The 21,408-nt window shown below is 60.1% G+C and carries 15 protein-coding genes; 7 read left to right on the forward strand and 8 right to left on the reverse strand.

What is annotated here, in order from left to right; translation table 11 throughout:
• Positions 1-173 precede the first annotated feature (173 nt).
• From PMA3_RS20020 to PMA3_RS20030, 3 genes are all read right to left on the reverse strand, one after another.
• Positions 174-4,679, reverse strand: coding sequence for a hemagglutinin repeat-containing protein (locus tag PMA3_RS20020; RefSeq protein ID WP_064678806.1), 4,506 nt, complete (start codon positions 4,677-4,679; stop codon positions 174-176).
• A gap of 83 nt (positions 4,680-4,762) precedes the next feature.
• Positions 4,763-6,487 carry a ShlB/FhaC/HecB family hemolysin secretion/activation protein gene (locus PMA3_RS20025; protein ID WP_064678807.1) on the reverse strand — a complete coding sequence of 575 codons (1,725 nt, stop codon included), beginning with the start codon at positions 6,485-6,487 and terminating at the stop codon, positions 4,763-4,765.
• Positions 6,488-6,901: 414 nt separating this feature from the next.
• On the reverse strand, positions 6,902-8,038 hold the full coding sequence (locus PMA3_RS20030; protein ID WP_064678808.1) for an MFS transporter: 1,137 nt from the start codon (positions 8,036-8,038) through the stop codon (positions 6,902-6,904).
• Positions 8,039-8,137: 99 nt separating this feature from the next.
• On the opposite strand from PMA3_RS20030, the gene PMA3_RS20035 reads away from it, so the two are divergent.
• The 3 genes from PMA3_RS20035 (at position 8,138) to PMA3_RS20045 (ending at position 11,709) form a co-directional block, all read left to right on the forward strand.
• Positions 8,138-8,902, forward strand: coding sequence for an AraC family transcriptional regulator (locus PMA3_RS20035; RefSeq protein ID WP_064678809.1), 765 nt, complete (start codon positions 8,138-8,140; stop codon positions 8,900-8,902).
• A gap of 96 nt (positions 8,903-8,998) precedes the next feature.
• Positions 8,999-10,120 carry an HlyD family secretion protein gene (locus PMA3_RS20040; protein WP_064678810.1) on the forward strand — a complete coding sequence of 374 codons (1,122 nt, stop codon included), beginning with the start codon at positions 8,999-9,001 and terminating at the stop codon, positions 10,118-10,120.
• On the forward strand, positions 10,117-11,709 hold the full coding sequence (locus PMA3_RS20045; protein ID WP_064678811.1) for a DHA2 family efflux MFS transporter permease subunit: 1,593 nt from the start codon (positions 10,117-10,119) through the stop codon (positions 11,707-11,709). The genes PMA3_RS20040 and PMA3_RS20045 overlap by 4 nt, the downstream gene beginning before the upstream one ends.
• 123 nt (positions 11,710-11,832) lie before the next feature.
• Here PMA3_RS20045 and PMA3_RS20050 read toward each other — a convergent pair whose 3' ends face one another.
• Together PMA3_RS20050 and PMA3_RS20055 are read right to left on the reverse strand one after the other, a co-directional pair.
• Positions 11,833-13,695: a DUF3857 domain-containing transglutaminase family protein gene (locus PMA3_RS20050; protein ID WP_064678812.1), complete on the reverse strand. Its 1,863-nt coding sequence runs from the start codon at positions 13,693-13,695 to the stop codon at positions 11,833-11,835.
• A 224-nt stretch (positions 13,696-13,919) separates the two neighbouring features.
• Positions 13,920-14,360, reverse strand: coding sequence for a carboxymuconolactone decarboxylase family protein (locus PMA3_RS20055; protein ID WP_064678813.1), 441 nt, complete (start codon positions 14,358-14,360; stop codon positions 13,920-13,922).
• 206 nt (positions 14,361-14,566) lie between these two features.
• Here PMA3_RS20055 and PMA3_RS32545 point away from each other — a divergent pair, with 206 nt between their 5' ends.
• Positions 14,567-14,989 carry a hypothetical protein gene (locus PMA3_RS32545; RefSeq protein ID WP_152032273.1) on the forward strand — a complete coding sequence of 141 codons (423 nt, stop codon included), beginning with the start codon at positions 14,567-14,569 and terminating at the stop codon, positions 14,987-14,989.
• Here PMA3_RS32545 and PMA3_RS20065 read toward each other — a convergent pair.
• Positions 14,937-16,379 carry a mechanosensitive ion channel family protein gene (locus PMA3_RS20065; protein ID WP_064678815.1) on the reverse strand — a complete coding sequence of 481 codons (1,443 nt, stop codon included), beginning with the start codon at positions 16,377-16,379 and terminating at the stop codon, positions 14,937-14,939. The genes PMA3_RS32545 and PMA3_RS20065 overlap by 53 nt on opposite strands.
• 174 nt (positions 16,380-16,553) lie before the next feature.
• Between PMA3_RS20065 and PMA3_RS20070 the strand changes: the two genes are divergently transcribed.
• Positions 16,554-17,732 (forward strand): integrase core domain-containing protein, encoded by a 1,179-nt coding sequence (locus tag PMA3_RS20070; RefSeq protein WP_064675632.1) that lies wholly within the window; start codon positions 16,554-16,556, stop codon positions 17,730-17,732.
• Positions 17,733-17,844: 112 nt separating this feature from the next.
• Here PMA3_RS20070 and ycaC read toward each other — a convergent pair whose 3' ends face one another.
• The gene (ycaC, locus tag PMA3_RS20075; RefSeq protein ID WP_064678816.1) at positions 17,845-18,471 is read right to left on the reverse strand and encodes an isochorismate family cysteine hydrolase YcaC; all 627 of its coding nucleotides are present in this window, start codon (positions 18,469-18,471) and stop codon (positions 17,845-17,847) included.
• 124 nt (positions 18,472-18,595) lie between these two features.
• A complete protein-coding gene (locus PMA3_RS20080; RefSeq protein WP_064678817.1) occupies positions 18,596-19,462 on the reverse strand; it encodes a pirin family protein in 867 nt (288 codons plus the stop codon).
• Positions 19,463-19,568: 106 nt separating this feature from the next.
• Here PMA3_RS20080 and PMA3_RS20085 point away from each other — a divergent pair, with 106 nt between their 5' ends.
• Together PMA3_RS20085 and dkgB are read left to right on the forward strand one after the other, a co-directional pair.
• Positions 19,569-20,477, forward strand: a complete 909-nt coding sequence (locus PMA3_RS20085; RefSeq protein WP_064678818.1) for a LysR substrate-binding domain-containing protein — start codon at positions 19,569-19,571, stop codon at positions 20,475-20,477.
• Positions 20,478-20,604: 127 nt separating this feature from the next.
• Positions 20,605-21,408: a 2,5-didehydrogluconate reductase DkgB gene (gene dkgB, locus PMA3_RS20090; protein ID WP_064678819.1), complete on the forward strand. Its 804-nt coding sequence runs from the start codon at positions 20,605-20,607 to the stop codon at positions 21,406-21,408.

The following is a 21,408-nucleotide window of genomic DNA, read 5'->3' on the forward strand; positions in this document are numbered from 1 at the left end:
CTTTCCTTTTTTGGTTCCGTTACCCTCTCGTATCACGATACGTGCCAATATTTATATCCAATAAATTCAATAACTTATAAACACTCGTGGTCTTTTGGACACCCCGGACAGGGTCTTGATGACCACTGCAAGCCGGTCATAAAGACCCTATCCGGGGATAATAGGGTGCTGGCTTAACTCGCGTCCTCGTCGATCCCCGCTGTCAACGATTGGCGATCGAAACGACCGCCAATCGTCCCGGGACCGACTTTGAAGCTGTGCTCACCGGGAACCGAGACCTCGGGTTTACTGCCCTCGGTGGCCGGTTTCTGCGGCAAATCCAGTCCGCCCCTGACGCTATAGTCGAGGTTGCTCAAGGTCGTGGTGCCAACCCTGGAGTCGCCCAGACCGACGCGGCCTTCAGCTGAAGCGATCCTTGCGCCCGTCAGTTGCGTCGTGCCATCGACCTTGAGATTCACCCCCTGTGTACCGCTGATGCCGGAAGCCTGGCCGACGCTGTCCTTGTACGCATAGGTGCCATCGAACTTGAGGGTCGGTTTGTAATCGAGACCTTTGAGCCCGGTGTTCGGCGCCTGTGCGTCCTGGTCGGCCGGAGCGGCTTTCTTGCCGGTCAGCCCCAGGTCGAGATCAACCTTGGCCGAGGTCTGGCGGTCCTGAGGGCTTTGCACGTTCAGATTGCCTGCGACCTTACCGCTCACCTTCCCGGCATCGATCCGCGCTCCCGCCAATTGCACATCGCCCGCACTGTTGAGCTCGACGCTGTCCGCTTTGATCCGGCTGTTCTGCCCGGTCGTGCTGTTGAGGTAATCAACCCCGACCTTGGCCCCGGCATTCACCCCCAGGTCACTGGACGCGACGCTTTCGCTGGCGGTGGGTGTGCTGCTGCCAAGGTTGCCCCCGGCCTTCAGGTCTAGATCCCAGTTGCCGCGGTTCTGTGTGGATTGCGCGGACTGCAGCTGGATCCCGCCCTTCTGCGCATCAAAAAGCACGTCCGGCGCGCTCACCCGGGTGCCTTGCAGGCGGATCGAATCGCCGCGGAACCCGATCCGCTGCTGGCTCTGGAGTTGGCCGCCGGTCAAGGTCCGCGACGCTTCATCCACCCGACCGGCATTGAGGTTGAGGTTTAGGTTGCCGGCCTTGTCGATGCTGTTCTCGGTGCTGGTTTTACTGCCGCCCACTTTCAGGCCACCGCCGAGATGGCTGTTCGTGACGACATGGGTGCCGATCGCCGCTTCCACATCCAGTTTGCCGCCAGCTTCCAGATCTATTGTGCCCGGCAGGTCGATGCGGGTCCCTTGCAGCACCAGATCGCCGCCGCTGCTCAATGTTACCGGGCCTTGACCCTCGATACTGGCGACCCGGGCCTGGCTGTCCCGGGTCTGGTCACCTTTATAATCGAGCTGCACGCCGGCGCCGAGATTGATATTGGTGTCGTTGGTGCCAGGCAAGGTGCCGACTGTCAGCGAGGCGTTGCCGCGCAGGCTGGACGTATCGCTGTCCTGACGGTCATTGGCCTGATTCAGTGCCAGGTTGCCGCCGGCCTTGACCGTCACGCCGCCCTCCCCGCCATCGAACTGGCTGCCCTCGAACTGCCCGTCGCCACCCAGATTGATACTCACCCCCTGGCTGCCGGCGTAACGGCCTACCACGGCGGTCGACGTCTCCTCGCGTGTTTGACGGCTGCCTCCCTCACCGCTGCCGGCAACGTTCAGGTCTTCCCCGGTCTTGGTGTAGACCCGCACGTCAACCTTGGCGTCCAGCGCCCGATCGTCGCTGCCCTCGGTGATGCTCGCGGCGTTGGCGATCAACCGGTCGGCGCTGATGTTGACCTTCCCGGCAGTGGCCTCATACCGGGTGCCCTGGTCCTGCAACAGACCGGCGGCCTTGACGTCCACGGTGCCGCCCTGAAACTGACTGACTTTATCAATGCCATTTAGCACTTGGCGGCCGGCGCTCTGATGCCCGATGGCGACATCGATCCCGAGATCGGGCTGACCGAGCTTGCCCAAGGCGCCCACGTCCGGGACCTTGCCGTCGATGGCGCTTTTGACGGCGTCGGCGAGGGGCCGGGTGATGCCTTTAACCTCGAGGTTGACACCAATGTCCGCCGACCAGTTGCTCTCCTTGTGCGTACTGCTGTCCGTATCCCGCGCCACGCGGTTGTCGATTTCTCCGGCGTCGACCACCAGGCCTTTGCCAGCCGTGACCTGCGCCCCTTCGGTGATCAGTTTTTCGGCATCGATGTTCAGGTTGCCGCTGCTCTGGACCGTGCTGGTTTGGGCGGTGGTGGTGGTACGGATATCCCCGGATGTCGAATGCGCGAAGTCCAGGCCACTGCCCACCCGATCCAGGCCGCCGGTGTAGTAGAGACCGCCGCCGGTGGTGCGCTGCTCCGTCGAGCTGCGCTGACTGTCTTCTTCGGCCAGCAGTGCAACGGTCTTGCCCTTCAGGGAAGCATCGCCTGCGGTGGCCTGTACCTCAGCGCCCTTGAGCGTCAGATTGCCGCCGGCCGTCAACTGCACCTCAGCGCCGGTCAGGCCGGAGCCTTGCTGACGCACTTCGTTGCCGGCCAGGGTCTGGGTTTTGTCTTCAAAACGCACGCCTGCGCGGTACTGGCCGGCGTCCGGGGCGGTCTCCCTGGCGTAGGCATCGAAGCCACGGCGGGCCGTGGTCTGGCTGCTGTCGACCGTGTTCTGGGCCGACTGCACATTCAGATCGCCCGCCGCCTGCGCATTGAGCGTCCCGCCCGCCTTGACCGTGGAGCCGGCCACTTCGATGTCCCCGGCGCTCTTGAGGGTGAGGTTGGTGTCCGACGTCAACTCGCTGCGTACCGTGGTGCTGTCCTGAGTGTTTGAGCGAGTTTCATTTTGGCTGATACCGAGAAATTTGTTGTCCTTGTTGTTGGTGCTGATGTGGGATGTGTCCTGCACGCCATCGATGATCAGCGAACCCCTGTCGCTGATGACGCTGGCCTCTGTGCCGCCGCGCACCTGGCTTCCGCTGATGCGTACGTCGTCGGCCTTGACGATCAATTTTCCGGCGGCATTGATCGCGCTGCCCTGGTGCAGGGTCTTGCCCTGATCGGAATCGCCGGTCTTGCCAAAGAACCCGCCACCGACCAGATCGCCCGAGTAGCGCTTTTCACGTTTGATCCCGGTGCCGGGGGCGGTGGTGATTTCCACCCGTTTGGCGGCTATCTGGATGTCGTGGGGGCTGGTCACTTGTGCGCCTTCAGAGCGCAGCAAACCGGCCGCGGTCAAGGCGATGTTGTCGCCCTTCAATTGCGTGGTGATGCCGCGCGGCTCCTCACTGCGACTGTTCCAGCTTTCTTTCCACAGGTGTTTGCGGCGTTTACCCTGATCGGATTCAGTCTTGCTTTCAATGGCCGCCGTGAGGCGCAGATCGCCGCCGCTCTTCACCCTGAGATCCTTAGCCGCCTCGACCCGGGCAGCTTTGAGTTCGGTATCGCCGCCCGAAGACAGGTCCACATCACGGCGGGCAATAATCTGGCTGCCGTGCTGTCGCGATTCGCTTTCGGTCTGGAACTGTTCGTAGGTTTCCCAAGTGATGCCGAGTGTCTTGTTGTTCCAGTCGTTGCGTTTCTCCTTGAGCCGGAGGGCTTCGACAGTCGTCAGGTTCAGGTTGCGCCCGGCATCGACCCTGACGTCACGACCACTGACATCGGTGGCCGCCAGCGTCAGGTCCCTGGCGCTGTGCAAGCCGACATCGCCCTGGCTGCTATGCACGCCAGCGCGTACCACCCCGAGACTGTCCTTCACGTGCCCGCCGCTGATGACCAGATCGCCGGATGAACGAATCTGCACACCGTCCCGACCTGCCACCTGCACCGCGCCGACCCGCACGCCGGCGCCTTGCGCGGTACTGACAATGTTGATGCGCCCGGCCTGCATGGCGCCGAACAGGAACGCGTCGATACGGCCATCGTTGCTGTGACCGCTCGGGTCGACGGTCCGCACCTGCCCGCTGGCGTAGTCCACCGAATTGCGTCCGATCGTGAGGTTCAGGTCATCGCGAGCGCCAAGCTTGCCGTTGCTGTCGATACGCGGAGCGATCAGGTTGATCGAGCCTGCACTGTTCTGCGCCCCCGCGCCCCGCACGTTCAGCTCCCCGGTGGCATCGCGGGTGTTCAGGGCTTGCAGCTTGCCTTCGTTCAGCTCGGGACGTCCGACCACGAGGCTGGCATTGGGGGTGTTGATGAAACCGGCGCCATTGAGCGAAATACCGTTGGGGTTCGCCAGGACGTAATCGGCGCTACGACCGAAGATTTCCTGGATACCATTGATCGCCGAGGCGTTGCGGCTGATCACTTCGTTGAGGATCACGCTCGCCGCCTGCCCCTGGAACTGCGGGTTGGCGGCCAGTTCCCCGGCGAGTTGCGACTGCCCGGCTTGCAGGGCGTTGTTCAGGACCAGGCCCTGGCGGTCGACGTTGTAGTCGAGAAACTGGTTATGGGACAGGCCGGAACCGTTGGGCGCAACGATATTGACGATGGGCACGCCGTCCCGGGTTTGCAATTGCGCGGTGCCGCCGGGTCCGGGCGCGACCACGACCCCCGCCGCCAGGGCGTTGGGCACGGGCGCGATGAGAAACAGGCTGGCAATCGCCCAGCGCAATTTGCCGCCGGGGGCGAGATGGAACGCAAAGGGTTTTGCTGACATAAGAACCTCAAGTGCAGTATCACGGCGCGCTGAACGGACTGCCGTGGCTGGCGCGCACAGCACCATCGGCAGTTTTGTTGGATTCAGATCTGCCATCCCACGCGCATCAGCCAGGTCCGCGGCTCGTGCTTGAACCCCTCGGGCATGCTGACGCTGCGTTGGTAATCGAGGTCCAGGTGCAGGTTTTTCCAGCTCAGGTTGACCCCGATACCTGCGCCGCTCAGATAGTGGTTGGGGGCGCCGCGATCGGCCTGGACCCAGCCGCTGTCCAGCCCCAGGCGCGGGGTGATCTGCACCGGAAAACCGGTTTGCAATGGCAGGCGCAAAGTGTTGCGCCAGATCGCCCCGCTGGCGCCGGACGCACTGTTGATCCGGTATCCGCGCACCGCCGAATCGTCGGTGACCAGCAGCTGCTCGATGGCCGGCAAAGGATCAGGGCTGTATTGCACGTTGAGCTGACTTTGCCATTGCCAGGCCTGGGGGCCAAAGCGGCCGTTGCTCCACCGACCGAGGCTGGCGCGGTACTTGCGAAACTGTGCCTTGGGCAGACGGTCGTGCCAGCGCTCGGCATCGTTGTCCGCGCCAAACCAGCGCAGGCCCTGGGCGTAATTGAGGTCCAGGTTCCACACCGCACTGTCGAGCCAGAACAGATTCAGCCCGGCTTCGGCCACGGTCAGGGTCGGGCTCTGAATCGACAGGTGCAAGGGCCCCCAGTAGCTGTCGACATCTTTGTGGGACAGTTGCAGGTTGGCGCTGAGCTGATGGCTTTGGCCGCGCCATAACACTCGATCGGCGCGCAGGCTGAGCTGGTCGGTCGTGCCGGTGGTATGAAACGTCTGGTAGCTCAGTTTGAACGGCGCACGGTATTCGGCATGGCTGGCCAGGACACTCCAGGTCCAGTAGCCGTAGGGAATGGCGTAATACAGGCTGGCGCTGCGACTGAAGCGATCGCCCTGATTGAGGGTGTCGCTGAAGCTGACATTCAACAAATCATTGATCTGCAGCGGTGAGTCCAGACCCAGACTGAGCGTATTACGGTCGCGCCCGGTGCTGGCGCTGCCGAGATTGTCCAGGCCCAGGTTCAACGCCCAGCGCGACTGATCCCGGGAGCGCGAGCGCAAGATGATCCGCGAGGCGCCAGGCTGGCTGCCGGGTGCGATGTCGGCGCTCAGGTCCACTGAGCGCAGGCGGTTCAACTGATCGAGACCCTGCTCCAGATCCCGCAGCTTCAGCGCCTTGCCGAGCATTCCCGGAAACGCTCCACCGAGGGCAACCGGCAGGCTCTGGTCGGCCAGTTCGATCGCCTCGACGTAGCCTTCATCCACCAGGATATCCAGCGACTGCCCGGCCTCTGGCGCCGTGCTGAGGTACGGCCGACTGGCAATGTAACCCGCCTGCACATAGAGCTCGGTGATGGTCGCCAGCACCTGGTTTATCTGGTTTGCGCCCATGCACGGCGACAATTTCGGGGTGATGCGCTGGTTGAGTGTCTTGCGATCGACCAGGGTGACGCCACCGACGCGCACCCCGCTGACGGGCCAGCACTGCTCATCGACGGCAATGGTCGCGGATGTCTCTGGCGCGGTCGACGAGCCACTGAAACTGCCGCGTTCCAGTTGTCGGCGGCGTTGGTCCAGTTGCATCTGTTGCAGGTCACGTTGTTGCTGTTGTTGTTGGCGTAATACTTCTTGTCCGGGGGCGGAAGACTCGGCGGCATACGCCGGTGAAATACTCAAACCCAGCAACAAGACCGATAATGGAGAGCGGTAACGGAGACGACGAGGTACAACGCGAATAGTATTCGGCACCCTGACTTCCTGGCGTTTTTTGAAAGGGCGCTATGCCGTTTCGTCTATGCGTTTAATAGTTGGAGCATTGGTCTGTTAATGCAACACGACACTTACTGTTTTTAAACACTGTGCAAGTCCGCGGACTACTCACGCCCTACTATTCACCTCACAGTTCCTACCGCTCAGTTCTTCACTTATTACTTCCTGTTTGCTATTTCCAATCTCAACTTCTTACTTCCTACATACTTCTTCACCATTTCCTACTACCGACGTCTTAGGCTCAACTTCAGCGTCCTACTTCCTACATGCCGACCGGCCACGAAAATCAATTGGAACAAAATATTAATGGGCAGTGTTTTTTGGAAATTAAAGGGTGGGCGAGCCTGTTAGAGATTACGGGGGCCCGGGCAACCGGTATGCCGATAAGTAAAATCATTGCTCCGTGTGCCGCTGCCTGATCCCGGCCAACAGCAACGCCAACGCACCGCACAGCATCAAGGTTTCACCCAGCGCCTGGCCCCAGCCCACAAGCAACAGCCCACCGCCGATCAACAGGTAATAAAGCAAACCAAATAACGCGCCAGCCGTGCCCAACCGGTCGCCATAGTTCACCAGGGCCGAACCAAGAATGTTCGGGATCGCCATGCCAAACGCCAGCACCACCAGCAACATCGCCAGGACCAACAGGACACTGTGTTGCATCAGCCAAACGCCCATGCCACCCAGCAGTGCCGACACTGCTGCAAGCCGAACCAACCGAGGGCCGCTGTACCCTCGACCCAACAGTCGTTTGTTGAGCCAGGCACCGAGGCCGGAACCCAGGGCCAGGATCACGCCGCTGTAGCCGAACCATTGCGCACTCACGCCCAGCCGCTGAAACACGAAGGGGCCGAGGCTGTAGTAGCTGAACAGGGCAATGTTGAACAGTGCCACCAACAACGTCGAACGCCAGATATCGAGGTCCTGGAGCATTCTCCACAGCGTCTCGAACAGAGCCGGCACCGTCACATTCCCGGGCCGGGTTTCCGGCAAAGTTTGCAGGCACCACAGCCATAACAATGAGGCCAACAGCAACAGACATCCCACCACGCCTCGATAGCCAAAGGCGTGCACCAGACTCGCCCCGGCGAACAGGCCAATCGCCGGGCTGGCCGCCAGCGCGATGCCCATCCCCGAAAACACCTGGGCCAGTTCCGCGCCCTTGAAGCGGTCGCGCAACAGGGTTTGCGTGACGACCGAACCCACCGCGGCACCGAAGGCCGCCAGTGCCTGGGCTGCCAACAAGGCAGTGAAATCACCGACGCTCAGCGCCAGTATCGATGCACCGGTGTACAGCGCCAGCCCGATAAGCATCGTTGGCCGGCGCCCGATCCGGTCGCACAAACGACCCCACACCACCACACCAAAGGCGAAGGCCAGGAAAAACACCGACAGGGTTTGTGCCGCTCGCTGCGGCCCGACGGCAAAGGCCTGGCCGATGTCGGCCAGGGCCGGGCTATACAGGGTTTGGGCGATTTGCGGAAACATCAGCAAGGCAATGGCCAACACCAACAGGTTTCTGGAATTCATTAACACGTCGCTCTTCAAGACAATTGCCGAGCAGCATACGAATTCACGCCTGGCGTATTATCCAGATCCTGACAATTTATCAATGAAATCGGACAAACCATGGCATGGCTCGATGCCCGCGCTCGATTCGATCCCGACAGCTACCCGGCCCCTGTCATCGGCATTGCTGCAATCCTTGGCGATCACGATTCCGGCGTGCATCAACACCAACGGGGGCAGTTGCTGTTCACCCGCCACGGCTGCACGCGCATCACCCTGGCACAACAGTTGTGCTTGTTGCCGCCCTCCCGTGCCGCCTGGATTCCGCCCGGGGTGACCCACCGCGCCGTGATGCAGCAGAGCGTCGACTACCGCTCCATCTACCTGATTCCCCCGTTGTGCGCCGAGCTGCCGCAAACGACCTGCGTGATTGAAGTCAGCCCATTGCTGCGAGCCGTGCTGGAGCCGATGGCCGACGCCGACTTCGACAGCGATTGGCAACAGGGCAAGTTCATGCATTTGCTGGGGCTGTGCCTGAGCGAGATCCGCGACGCCGTGCACCAACCGATGCTCTTGCCATTGCCCTGGGACAAACGCCTGGCACCGCTACTGGCAACGCTCGAACAGCTGCCACCGGAACTTCAAGTCCTGGAACGACAGATCGGCGCCAGCAGCCGAACCATCGGGCGAATCTTCCAGCGGGAAACCGGGATGGGTTATCAGCAGTGGCGCCAGCAATGGCGGCTGATGCGCGCCATCGAACTGCTGGCGACCGGGCGCAACATCAGTTGCAGCGCTTTCGAACTGGGGTTTGCCAGTGACAGCGCATTTATTGCCTTCTTCAAGGAGATGACTGGTGTCACGCCGGGTGTCTGGCTGAAATAACACCTGACGACCGGCAGCAAAAACCAATTGCGACAAAATATTACATACGTCATATTACGTATGTAATATAGGCCCGCTCCCCACAGGTAATTCTCCATGACCAGCATGCCCACTCTTGAACCCGACCTTGCTGTCTCGGTGACTACCGCCAAGCCTCGCCTGCTCAAGCGCCTGCTCCTGCTGACGGCCGCCGTAGCCGCTGTGGTCTGCGCCGGGCTGTACGCGAGTCACTGGTGGACCGCCGGCCGTTTCATCGAAGAAACCGACGATGCCTACATTGGCGGCGACGTGACGGTGATCGGGCCCAAGGTCGCGGGTTACATCGAAGAAGTGCTGGTCACCGACAACCAGCAGGTCAAGGCCGGCGACGTATTGATTCGGCTCGATTCCCGTGACTACCGCGCCCACCTGGCCAAGGCCGAAGGCGCGGTGGCTGCCGAGCAAGCGTTGCTCGCCAACCTCGACGCCACCGAACAATTGCAACACGCGGTGATCGGCCAGGCTCGTGCCGGGATCGATGCCGCTGGCGCCGAGACGGCTCGTTCACGGGATGACAACGCACGCTACAAACGCCTGGTCGGCAGCAATGCCGTCTCGGTGGAAAGTGCCCAGCGCGCCTACGCCACCTTCAAGACGGCCCAGGCGTTGAGTGCCCGGGCCCAGGCCGAACTGCTGGCTGCACAACGCCAGCTGGCCGTGATCGAAACCCAAAAACAACAAGCTCGCGCCGCGTTGCTGCAGGCCCGGGCCGAGCGTGACCTGGCGCAGTTGAATGTCGGCTACACCGAACTGCGGGCCCCCATCGATGGCGTGATCGGCAATCGTCGGGCGCGGGTCGGTGCTTACGCCCAGGCCGGTTCGCAACAGCTGTCGGTCGTGCCGGCCCGCGGGCTGTGGGTTGACGCCAACTTCAAGGAAGATCAACTGGCACGCATGACGCCCGGCCAGCGGGTGATCATTCATGCCGACGTGCTCTCGGGACAGGAATTCCACGGCCACCTGGACAGTCTCGCCCCGGCCAGCGGTTCGCAATTCAGCGTGCTGCCGCCGGAAAACGCCACGGGTAACTTCACCAAGATCGTGCAGCGGGTGCCGGTGCGGATCCTGCTCGACCCGGCCGATGGCGTGCTCGGCCATCTTCGTCCGGGCCTGTCGGTGACCGCTGAAGTGGACACCCGCCAAGGGCCTGAAACCCCAGCCGTGGCCAGCGCACCATGAGCCGCGCCCTCGCCGCCCCCGCGCCACCATTCGATGCCGCGAGCATGGCGACGGCGACCAAGGTCTTCGCCTTCGCCAGCATGTGCATCGGCATGTTCATCGCCCTGCTGGACATCCAGATCGTCTCCGCCTCGTTGCGCGACATCGGCGGCGGACTCTCCGCAGGCACCGACGAAACCGCGTGGGTGCAGACCAGTTACTTGATCGCTGAAATCATTGTAATTCCGCTGTCCGGGTGGCTGTCCCGGGTGTTCTCGACCCGCTGGTTGTTCTGCGCCTCGGCGGTGGGTTTTACCTTGGCCAGCCTGCTGTGCGGCGCGGCCTGGAACATCCAGAGCATGATCGCCTTCCGCGCCCTGCAGGGGTTTCTCGGCGGTTCGATGATCCCGTTGGTGTTTACCACCGCTTTCATTTTCTTCAGCGGCAAACAACGAGTGATCGCTGCTGCAACCATCGGCGCGGTGGCCTCACTGGCACCGACCCTGGGACCGGTGATCGGTGGCTGGATCACCGACATTTCGTCCTGGCACTGGTTGTTCTACATCAACCTGGTACCGGGGATTTTCGTCGCGGTGGCGGTGCCGATGCTGGTGAAGATCGACCAGCCGGAACTGTCGCTGCTCAAGGGTGCCGACTACCTGAGCATGCTGTTCCTGGCGCTGTTCCTCGGCTGCCTGGAATACACCCTCGAAGAAGGCCCGCGCTGGAACTGGTTCAGCGACAGCACCATCCTGACCACCGCCTGGATCAGCGGCCTGGCCGGCCTGGCGTTCATCGGCCGCACCCTGCACGTGGCCAATCCGATCGTTGACCTGCGAGCCCTGAAAGACCGCAACTTCGCCCTCGGCTGCTTCTTTTCGTTCGTCACCGGGATTGGCCTGTTCGCCACTATTTACCTGACGCCGCTGTTTCTTGGCCGGGTGCGTGGTTATGGCGCACTGGACATTGGCCTGGCGGTGTTCTCCACCGGCGTGTTCCAGATCCTGGCGATTCCGCTGTACGCCTTCCTGGCCAACCGCGTCGACCTGCGCTGGATCATGATGACCGGCCTGGGACTGTTCGCCCTGTCGATGTGGGATTTCAGCCCGATCACCCACGACTGGGGGGCCAAAGAATTGATGCTGCCCCAAGCCTTGCGCGGGATTGCCCAGCAACTGGCGGTGCCCCCCGCAGTCACCCTGACCCTCGGCGGACTGGCGCCTTCGCGGCTCAAGCATGCCTCGGGATTGTTCGACCTGATGCGAAACCTGGGGGGCGCCATCGGCATCGCCGCGTGCGCGACCATCCTCAATGACCGCACCAACCTGCATTTCACCCGACTGGCCGAAAACCTCAACAGCAGCAACGAAGCCCTGAACCAGTGGCTGTCCCAAGTCGGCAACAACTTCGCCGCCCTGGGCCAGAGCGGCGACGTCGGCGTCACCGCCAGCCTGCGTCAGCTCTGGCTGTTGACCTACCGCGAGGCCCAGACGCAAACCTACGGCGACGCGTTCCTGATGATCATGGTCGGCTTCATCCTCGCCACGGCGATGGTGCCGTTGATGCGCAAGGTGCAACCACCGGCCGCGCCGAGTGCGGATGGGCATTGAGAACGCTCGTGGGTCTATACGTTAGATCAATATCACTGAAGGCTGTGCGGTCTCCAATCAGGCGGTCACATCTACGCACCCTCTTGATACCGGCTCTTTCGCGCCACCATGTACTCACCAACCCTATTGAACCTGAACCACAATCTGTGATTTCAAATCGCTAATCATGGAGCCAATCACTGAACTCATGCCTTTGAAATCTTCAGGACTGCATAACGTACTGGGGTTGTGAAACTTCAGGTATCGACGAACGACCACCGCGCCAGGTTCTTTTGAGTAGTTGGAAATGTACTCAAATTTTTCATGGCGCAAGGTCATCGATTTAGGCACCGCGACAATGCTGACCTCTTTTGCAAACTCAAAACGCGCCTGCTCTTCAGTCTCTACCGAGATACAGGTAAAGGCCTGAACACGATTGCTCTCCGCCGCGAAGGTAAAAACGTTCTGCGCAATACCTCCCGCGAAGCTGCTCATAGTGAAAATCCCCGTAGGTCCTGGAAAGGCAACCAGATTCTCCGACAGACCAACCATTTTTATTGAAAGTTCGTTATTGCCGGCCTCAAGCTGGGTAGCGCTGAACGCTCCTTTACCCGTCTGCCCAAAACTCGCCAAGACTTTTTGCACCAACTGGTTCCTATCAACGGCGCTCATCGAGTTAACAGCGTAACGGTTGGCTTCTGCTGCCCAACCTGTGATTCGGGAGGAGTGAGTAAACTCGGCTTCACCATTTGCGCGAACCTTGAACACCGTATTGCTCTCAACCTTTCCGTCCTGGGTGGAAGGAGTACGTCCCAACGTTCCTGACTTGCTGAAAACGACAGGTTTATCCAGAATGAAAATGGGCAGATAACCGCCAGCAACCCCTTCTGCGGTGGAGTCCAGATAAAGATCGAGAGTCGGAATATAGGTAATAGCATGATTGATCACGCCCAGCGTTGGAACCTTGGGCAAGGTATACGCATTCTCGGCGTTAAGAAGCGCAGGTGTACTCTCTATACCCACCGCCGAGAGCAATGACTCCAACAACGCCACGTGATCTTTGCAGTCTCCATAGCGATTCGCCAGAATCGTTTCAACCGGATTAGGAACGACGCTCCCCGCCCCCACATAGACAGCGACGTAGCGGATATTTTTTCGTACCCAATCATTCAGGGCAATTGCTTTGTCCCGAGGGTCAATCAGATGGGCGGTTATCGTTTGCGCCAACTGACTTATGTCTGTTGTTACACGACTCTTGGCCCGGGCATCGTAAGCCTGGGCAAAGACCTTGAAGTCAGGAAATGTAGAAACTGCCAGATACTGGCCGTAATCCTGATAGGCGACAGAGCCATTTTCGATACGCGCTTTTTTATCAGGAATATTGTCCCAGCGGTAAAGGGTTCGTCCCGCCATAGTGACAGGGTCGCTGGCCTTGAAGCCTCGAGTATCGGCGTACAATGGCATGCTCTGCGGCAAGTCATAAACAAGCGTGTACTGCTTGGTAGGGTGAAACGTGGGATGGGATAACGACTCGAACTGCTGCGGAAACAATGCAGTGTGGCGATGTGTCCTGGATCGAATAATAAGGCGGTCACCCACAGCGACGTCGGGGAAGATGACCACCTTGACCAAGGTATCCTGGAACATTGGCGCGTCTGCTGATTCGCGCTCCTGTTGCTCTTTGATCTGGTCAAACTGTACCAGAAACTTTCGACCATCCGGCTTTTGCGTGAATGCTTCGACGACCTCAAGATTTTCAAGACTACGATTGTAGTTTAAGTAATATTGTGAATAAACCTTAACGGCACGTTCTTCGTTAATCAAGACCACTACGTCATTGGTGGCTATATAGCTGCCGTCTGCGTTAATGACATACTTGCGAATATCTTTCTCGATGGTGACCGAGGTGTCTGCGCCATCGTTGTTGGCCAATGCTGGGGTTACTGCCATAAGACAGCAGGCGATGAACCCAAGCAATCGAAAACACTGGAAGATATAAAGTCGCATATGAACACACTTGTTAAATTAGATGTGTTCGCAATATACCGCAGCATTACGCAAAAAAAGCATCTCCCTCGACGCCGAAAGTAGAATCAGAACACTCCTACATAGGTCCTACAGAAACGTCCTTCAGATGACTATAGTCCGTTTCATCCTCGCCACGGCGATGATGCCTTTGATACGCAAGGTGCAACTACATGCCGTGGCGAGTGCATATTTGAGTCTTGTTGTTACTCCTGCGGCATCTTGCGAAAACCTACCGCCAACCGGTTCCAGCTATTGATGGTGCAAATCGCCACGGTCAGGTCGACCAGTTCCTTGGGAGTGAATTGGGCGGATGCCTGTTCATAGTCTTCGTCTGGCGCGTGGGTCTGGCTCAGTTGCGTCAGGGATTCGGTCCAGGCCAGTGCCGCGCGTTCGCGGGGGGTGAAGAACGGTGTTTCGCGCCAGACCGACACCGCGTACAGCCGGCGTTCGGTTTCGCCGGCCTTGCGGGCATCGGCGGTGTGCATGTCGATGCAGAAGGCGCAGCCGTTGATCTGCGAGGCGCGCAGCTTGACCAGTTCGATCAGCGACTTTTCCAGCGGTAGCTTCGACACGGCGGTATCCAGCGCGATCATGGCTTTGAGGGCGTCGGGGGAAGCGGTGTAGAAATCGATACGAGGTTGCATGGTGAGCTCCAGTTACAAAGGGTGTGGAGCTACGTTAATCCCCCACCGTCAGGCAGCAAATAGCCAATTATTGGGAAGTCGAGGATGCCAATGGACGGGCCCGAAAATAATTCATATGGGTAATTGCCATCACCGCACCGACATCATTAGAATGCGACTCATTCTTGATAACTCGGCCAGGATGCCGGACACGAGTATCCTCGTCCATGTCGCCCTCACCCGAAACGCGTTTGCCAGCCGCTTCGCCGAATGCCGAATCCCGTTGGCATCTGGAGTCTTTGTTATGGGACATGCCGGAACAGGCGCGCGAAGCCTTCCTGCTCGCCCAGATTCATGGGCATGGCCGCGCCCGGATCGCGGCGAAGCAGTCTGTGCACAGAAAACCGCCGACGCGTCGACAAACCCTGGCCTATCTTGGATTGATATTGCTGGTCGGCCCCGTTGGCATGGTTTGGCAACATTCGCCGTTCGAGGACTGGAAAAGTGGCGACCGTACCCTGATCGGTGAACCGCTGGTTCGCCAGGCGTCGACTGACGGCCCACCCGATTGCAGCCGCCTCCTTGACCTTCGAGCCCCTACGCCCGGTTGCGTAACCACTGCAGAAAACCTCTCTTCTCCACAACCTTAGGCACTTCCTGAGTCAGCGTCCGCGCCTTGTTCAAGCGGAAATCCAGCAGCGCCTTCATCGCCTCGCCGATGTCATGCCGCGCATCCAGGTAAGGTTTGAGGTATTCCTTTTCGATCCGGTACAGGCTGCAGAATGTCTTGGCGGTGAATTGCGCCGGCAGCGCCGTATCGGACAGGATCCCGCCCTCGCCGATCACCTCGCCCGGCCCCATGCGTCCGGACTCGAACAGGACTCCACCACGGCTCAGTTCCACCGAGATCACGCCGGATTCGATGATCAACAGATGATCGCTGACCTCCCCTGCCGGCAGGATCAGTTCCCCGGCGCGAAAGGTTTGCAGTGTCATGTTCTGGCTGAGGGTGTCCTTCTCTTCCTGGCGCAGGGTCGAGAAGATGGTCGAGGTGTCGAGCAATGCCCGTGGCCGTGACAGGTTGGCCGGTGCATTCGATTCGACGCTCGACAACAGGCTGACGCCGGAGGCGTGCAAGTGCCGGTATGCCAGGTCGAACAGCTGGTTGCGCACCATGCGCTTCTGATCCATGGACTCGACGAAGCCACTGATTTCGTATTCCATCCCGGCGCTGCTGGAGCTTTTCAACGAGACACTGGGCGCCGGTTTGCCCAGCAACTGGCGACAGCCCTGCATGGCGCGTTCCAGGGCTTCGATCACCGTGTTCGGACGGGCGTGGGGGCTCAGTTGCAGGCTGATCGAGACGCCGAAGATGTCGCTCGGGCGGCTGAAATTGATGATCTTGGCCTTGGCCGCCAGCGAGTTGGGAATCACCGCCATGCTGCCCTGGGCGGTTTGCAGGCGCGTGGCGCGCCAGTCGATGTCGGTGACCCGGCCTTCGGTGCCGTCGATGGAGATCCAGTCATCCAGTTGGTAGGGTTTGGTGGTGTTGAGGACGATCCCGGAGAACACGTCACTGAGGGTGCTTTGCAGGGCCAGGCCGACGATGATAGCCAAGGCGCCGGAGGTGGCCAGGACGCCCTTGACCGGGAGTTCGAGCACGTAGGCCAGGGCGGCGATGATGGCGATCAGAAAGATCACCGCGCCGAGCAGATCCTGCAATAGCCGCCCGGTGTGTCCGACCCGTTGCATCATCACCGCGCCGATCAGCACCGTCAGGGTCCGCGCGCCGAACAGCCACCAACCGATCTGCAAACCGATCGCGGCCAGGTGCAGCGGGATGTTGTCCGCCCAGGGCGCCGGCTCCAGCGGGTTCAGGCCTTCGTTGAACAGCACGACGCTGAACAGCGAGAAAATCACCACCCGCACCACCAGTTTCCAGTGGCTGCCACTGGCGCTGAGCAACCGCCACAGGCCGAGATCGATCAGGATCAGGACCAGGGCGCAGAGCAAGGGGTGATCGGTGAGCAGGGACAGCATCGAGCGACTCCAGACACGTGCGGATGGGCACAGTGTAGGAGGATTTGATGTCTTCAGAACACCACAAAACCCTGTGGGAGCGGGCTTGCCCGGGTAGAAACCGGAGACATCCTTTACGTTTTAAACCGGAGACATCGTTTACAGGTATGAAATACGGTCAGGAGGTGCCTGACCATGCCCTGGAATCGAGAGTCCCCAATGGATCAACGAATCAAACTCATAGGCGACTGGCTGCAAGGCAGCTATTCCAAAAGCGAGTTGGCCCGTCACTACGGGCTCAGCCGACCCACTTTGGATAAATGGCTTGCGCGCTACGAAACACAGGGCATTGATGGGCTCAAGGAACTGTCACGGCGTCCGCATACGAGCCCTTTCAAAATCAGCGATGAGGTGCTTGAGCTGCTAGTCGCGTACAAGCGCGAGCATCACAGCTGGGGACCTGAGAAGCTGGTGCATAACCTTAAGATTGATCATCCAGAGTTGTCTTGGCCAACAGTCAGCACGGCAGGCGAATGGCTTAAGCGAGCAGGTCTGGTGCAAAAACGTCGTTTCCTCAATCGCCCGCCAGCGGGGAAAAATCCGCTGCGCGACGCTACTGCGCCTAATCAGACATGGGCGGCGGATTTCAAAGGTGACTTCGCGCTTCAGAACGGCCAACGTTGTTACCCACTGACCATTACTGATCACGTCAGCCGATTTCTATTGCTGTGCAGAGCGCAAAGCAGCGTTGCCGGGGCTCGCGAAGGGTTCGACTGGGCGTTTCGGGAGTACGGGTTGCCTAATGTGATTCGCACAGACAACGGCTCCCCCTTTGCCTCCACCGGCATTTCGCGCATATCCAGCCTGGCGGCTTGGTGGATACGCCTAGGGATCTACCCTGAGCGAATCCAGCCGGGGCGGCCTGACCAGAATGGCCGTCATGAGCGCATGCATCGAACGCTCAAGGCTGCATTACTTCATGCGCCTGAACGTAATCTGGTGGAACAACAGTTGGCATTTGAACAGTTTCGACAGGAGTTCAATTACGTAAGACCTCATAAGGCTTTAGAGATGAAGGTTCCTGCGGATCTGTATAAGCCTTCGCCAAGGCAGTACGACGGACGCGTGCCTGAGGCTGATTACGCTTCGGATATGAGGATCCGCATGATCCGACAAAATGGATCGATGAAATGGAAAGGCAAAATGATTTTCGTCAGTGAATCTTTGGCAGGTGAGGCGCTAGGACTGAAGGAAGTGGACGATGATGTGTGGGATATTTACCTTTGCAACTACCTTTTAGGCAGACTGAAAAGCGGCGAGAGCCGCCTTTCAAGCCAACAGAAACGTAAAGGATGTCCCCGGTTTCAGTCGTAAAGGATGTGTCCGTTTCTACACCGCGATGGCGGTTGAACAGTCACATTTGCAGTGACTGTCAGACCGCTATCGCGGGCAAGCCCGCTCCCACAGGTTATGCGTGTTGCCAGCTTTATTTGGCGTTGGTCAGCGCGTTGTAGCTGGTAAACAGGTTGCGATAGTCCGGGATGTGGTTGGAGAACAAGGTGCCCAGCCCTTCCACGTCGTTGCGCCAGTCGCGATGCAGCTCGCAGGCCAGGCCAAACCAGGTCATCAGTTGCGCACCGGAGGACGACATGCGGTCCCAGGCCGATTGACGGGTCAGTTCGTTGAAGGTACCGGACGCGTCCGTCACCACGAACACATCGAAGCCTTCAGCCAATGCCGAGAGCGCCGGGAACGCCACGCACACCTCGGTCACTACGCCCGCGATGATCAGTTGCTTCTTGCCGGTGGCCTTGATCGCCTTGACGAAGTCTTCGTTGTCCCAGGCATTGATCTGGCCAGGTCGGGCGATGTACGGCGCGTCCGGGAACAGCGCCTTGAGCTCGGGCACCAGCGGGCCGTTGGGGCCGGTTTCGAAGCTGGTGGTGAGGATGGTCGGCAGCTTGAAGTACTTGGCCAGGTCCGCCAGGGCCAGCACATTGTTCTTGAAACGGTCCGGTTCGATGTCGCGCACCAGAGACAGCAGGCCCGCCTGATGATCCACCAACAGAACGGCGGCGTTATCCTTGTCGAGACGTTTGTAAGAAGTAGTCATGGCAATTCCTCGCTTTTAATCGATGCCGAACGGTGCCGGCGTGAGTGAACTCTGTTTTTCGTCAAACGCGGCCAGACAAGCGTAGTCATCCATGCCTGGCACGCCACAGTGCTGTCGCATTGAATCAACCGCTCATCCGACCGAAACGGCCCGATTGGAAGTCGGCAAAGGCTTGATGGATTTCCTGCTCGGTGTTCATCACGAACGGACCATGACCGACGATCGGCTCATCGATCGGTTCGCCGCTGAGCAGCAACACCACGGCGTCATTGTTGGCTTCCAGGCTGATCTGATGGCCGTCGCGCTCGAACAACGCCAACTGCCCTTCCCGCACCGGCTCCCGGCCATTGACCTGAACCGTGCCGCGCAGCACCACCAAGGCGGTGTTGCGCCCTTCGTGCAGGTCCAGGGTCAGCAGCTTGCCGGCGTTCAAGCGAAGGTCCCAGACATCGATCGGCGTGAAGGTCCGCGCCTGGCCGGTGTGGCCGTCGAATTCACCGGCGATCAAACGCAGGCTGCCAGCCTGGTCCTTGAGCGGGATGCTCGGGATGTCGCCATCGAGAATCGTCTGGTATCCGGCGTCGGCCATTTTGTCCCTGGCCGGCAGGTTGACCCACAGCTGTACCATTTCCAGGGTACCGCCGCTCTTGGCGAAACCTTCGGAGTGGAATTCTTCGTGGAGAATCCCCGACGCCGCAGTCATCCACTGCACGTCGCCGGGACCGATCTTGCCACCGCTGCCGGTGGAGTCGCGGTGCTCCAGTTCGCCCTTGTAAACGATAGTCACGGTTTCGAAGCCGCGGTGCGGATGCTGACCAACGCCACGCCGTTCGGTGGTCGGGGTGAAATCAGCGGGACCGGCGTGATCGAGCAGCAAAAACGGGCTGATGTGTTTGCCCAGGTTGTCGTAGGAAAACAGCGTACGAACCGGGAAGCCGTCGCCGACCCAATGGGGGCGTGGGCTGGTGTAGATACCGATGATGTTTTTCATCCTGCCTCTCCAATTCTGTTGTGTGACGCGATGAACAAAGCTTAAATCCGCAGCCTTTGATGCACTAGACTGCAAAAATCAGCCTTAGCGTTCTATATGGAGAACGATGGTGGAAGACCTCAACACCCTCTACTACTTCACCCAAGTGGTGGAGCACGGCGGTTTCGCCCCGGCGGGACGGGCGCTGGACATGCCCAAGTCCAAGCTCAGCCGGCGCATCGCCGAGCTCGAGGAACGCCTCGGAGTGCGCCTGCTGCACCGCACCAGTCGGCATTGTTCGCTGACCGAAATCGGCCAGGCCTATTACCAGCGCTGCCTGGCCATGCGCGTGGAAGCGGAAAGCGCCGCCGAACTGATCGAACGCAATCGCTCCGAACCCCAGGGGCTGGTGCGCATCAGTTGCCCCACTGCCCTGCTCAATTCCTGGGTCGGGCCGATGCTGACCCGCTACATGCTCAAGTACCCCCTGGTGGAGTTGTTTATCGAAAGCACCAACCGCCGGGTCGACCTGATCCACGAAGGTTTCGACATCGCCCTGCGGGTGCGCTTTCCGCCGCTGGAAAATACCGACATGGTGATGAAGGTGCTGGGCAACAGCACCCAGAGCCTGGTGGGCAGCCCGGCGTTTTGCGAACGCCTGTCGTCACCCGCCGCCCCGGCCGACCTCAGCGGTTTGCCGAGCCTGCATTGGGGTGCGGCGCAGCGTGAATATCAGTGGGAGCTGTTCGGCGCCGCTGGCGCCAGTGCGGTGATCCGACATGCGCCGCGGATGGTCACCGATGACCTGTTGGCGTTGCGTCACGCGGTGTTGGCGGGGATCGGCATCGCCCACCTGCCCAACGTGGTGGTGCGCGACGACATCGCCGCCGGCCGCCTGGTGGAGCTGGTGCCGGGCTGGGCCCCCAAGTGCGGGATCGTGCATGCGATATTCCCGTCGCGCCGCGGGTTGCTGCCGTCGGTGCGGACGTTGATCGACTTTCTGGGGGAGGAATTCAGTCATAGCGATATTGCCTAGGGCCGCGGCCTTCGCGGGGCCCATTCGTGACTTGCGGTAAACATTGCTTTGCCTCACCAGCGGTTTTTCTCAAGGATCCAGGCGTGGATACTCGTGCCCATTCCCACTGCAACCCCTGGAGTCATTGATGTCTATTCCCGCATTCGGTCTGGGTACGTTTCGCTTGCAAGGCCAGGTGGTCATCGATTCGGTGAGCGCTGGCCTTGAGCTCGGCTACCGGGCCATCGATACCGCGCAAATCTACGAGAACGAAGCCGAGGTCGGGCAAGCCATAGCGGCCAGCGGCATTGCCCGTGAACACCTGTTCATCACCAGCAAGATCTGGGTCGCCAATTTTGCCAGGGACCGCCTGATCGACAGTCTCAAGGACAGCCTGCATAAACTGCAGACCGACTACCTGGACCTGACCCTGATCCATTGGCCGTCGCCGGAAGACCAGGTGCCGCTGGAAGAATTCATGGGCGCCCTGCTCGAAGCCAAAGAGCTCGGCCTGACCCGGCAGATCGGCGTGTCCAACTTCACCGTCGACCTGATGAAACAGGCAATCGCTGCGGTCGGTGCCGAGAACATCGCCACCAACCAGATCGAGCTGCACCCGTACCTGCAAAACCGCAAGGTCGTCGAGTTCGCGCAAAGCCAGGGCATCCGGATCACCTCGTACATGACCCTGGCCTACGGTGAAGTACTCAAGGACCCGGTCATCCGGCAGATCGCCGATCGCCTGCAGGCGACGCCGGCACAGGTCACCCTGGCCTGGGCCGTGCAAATGGGTTACGCCGTGATTCCCTCGTCCACCAAACGGGCCAATCTGGCCAGCAACCTGAAAGCCTGCGCGATGAAGTTGAACGACGCCGACATGGCCTTGATCGCTGGCATGGATCGCGGCCAACGGTTGACCAGCCCCAAGGGCATTGCCCCGAACTGGGATTGA

Source organism: Pseudomonas silesiensis (genome assembly GCF_001661075.1).
GTDB lineage: Bacteria > Pseudomonadota > Gammaproteobacteria > Pseudomonadales > Pseudomonadaceae > Aquipseudomonas > Aquipseudomonas silesiensis.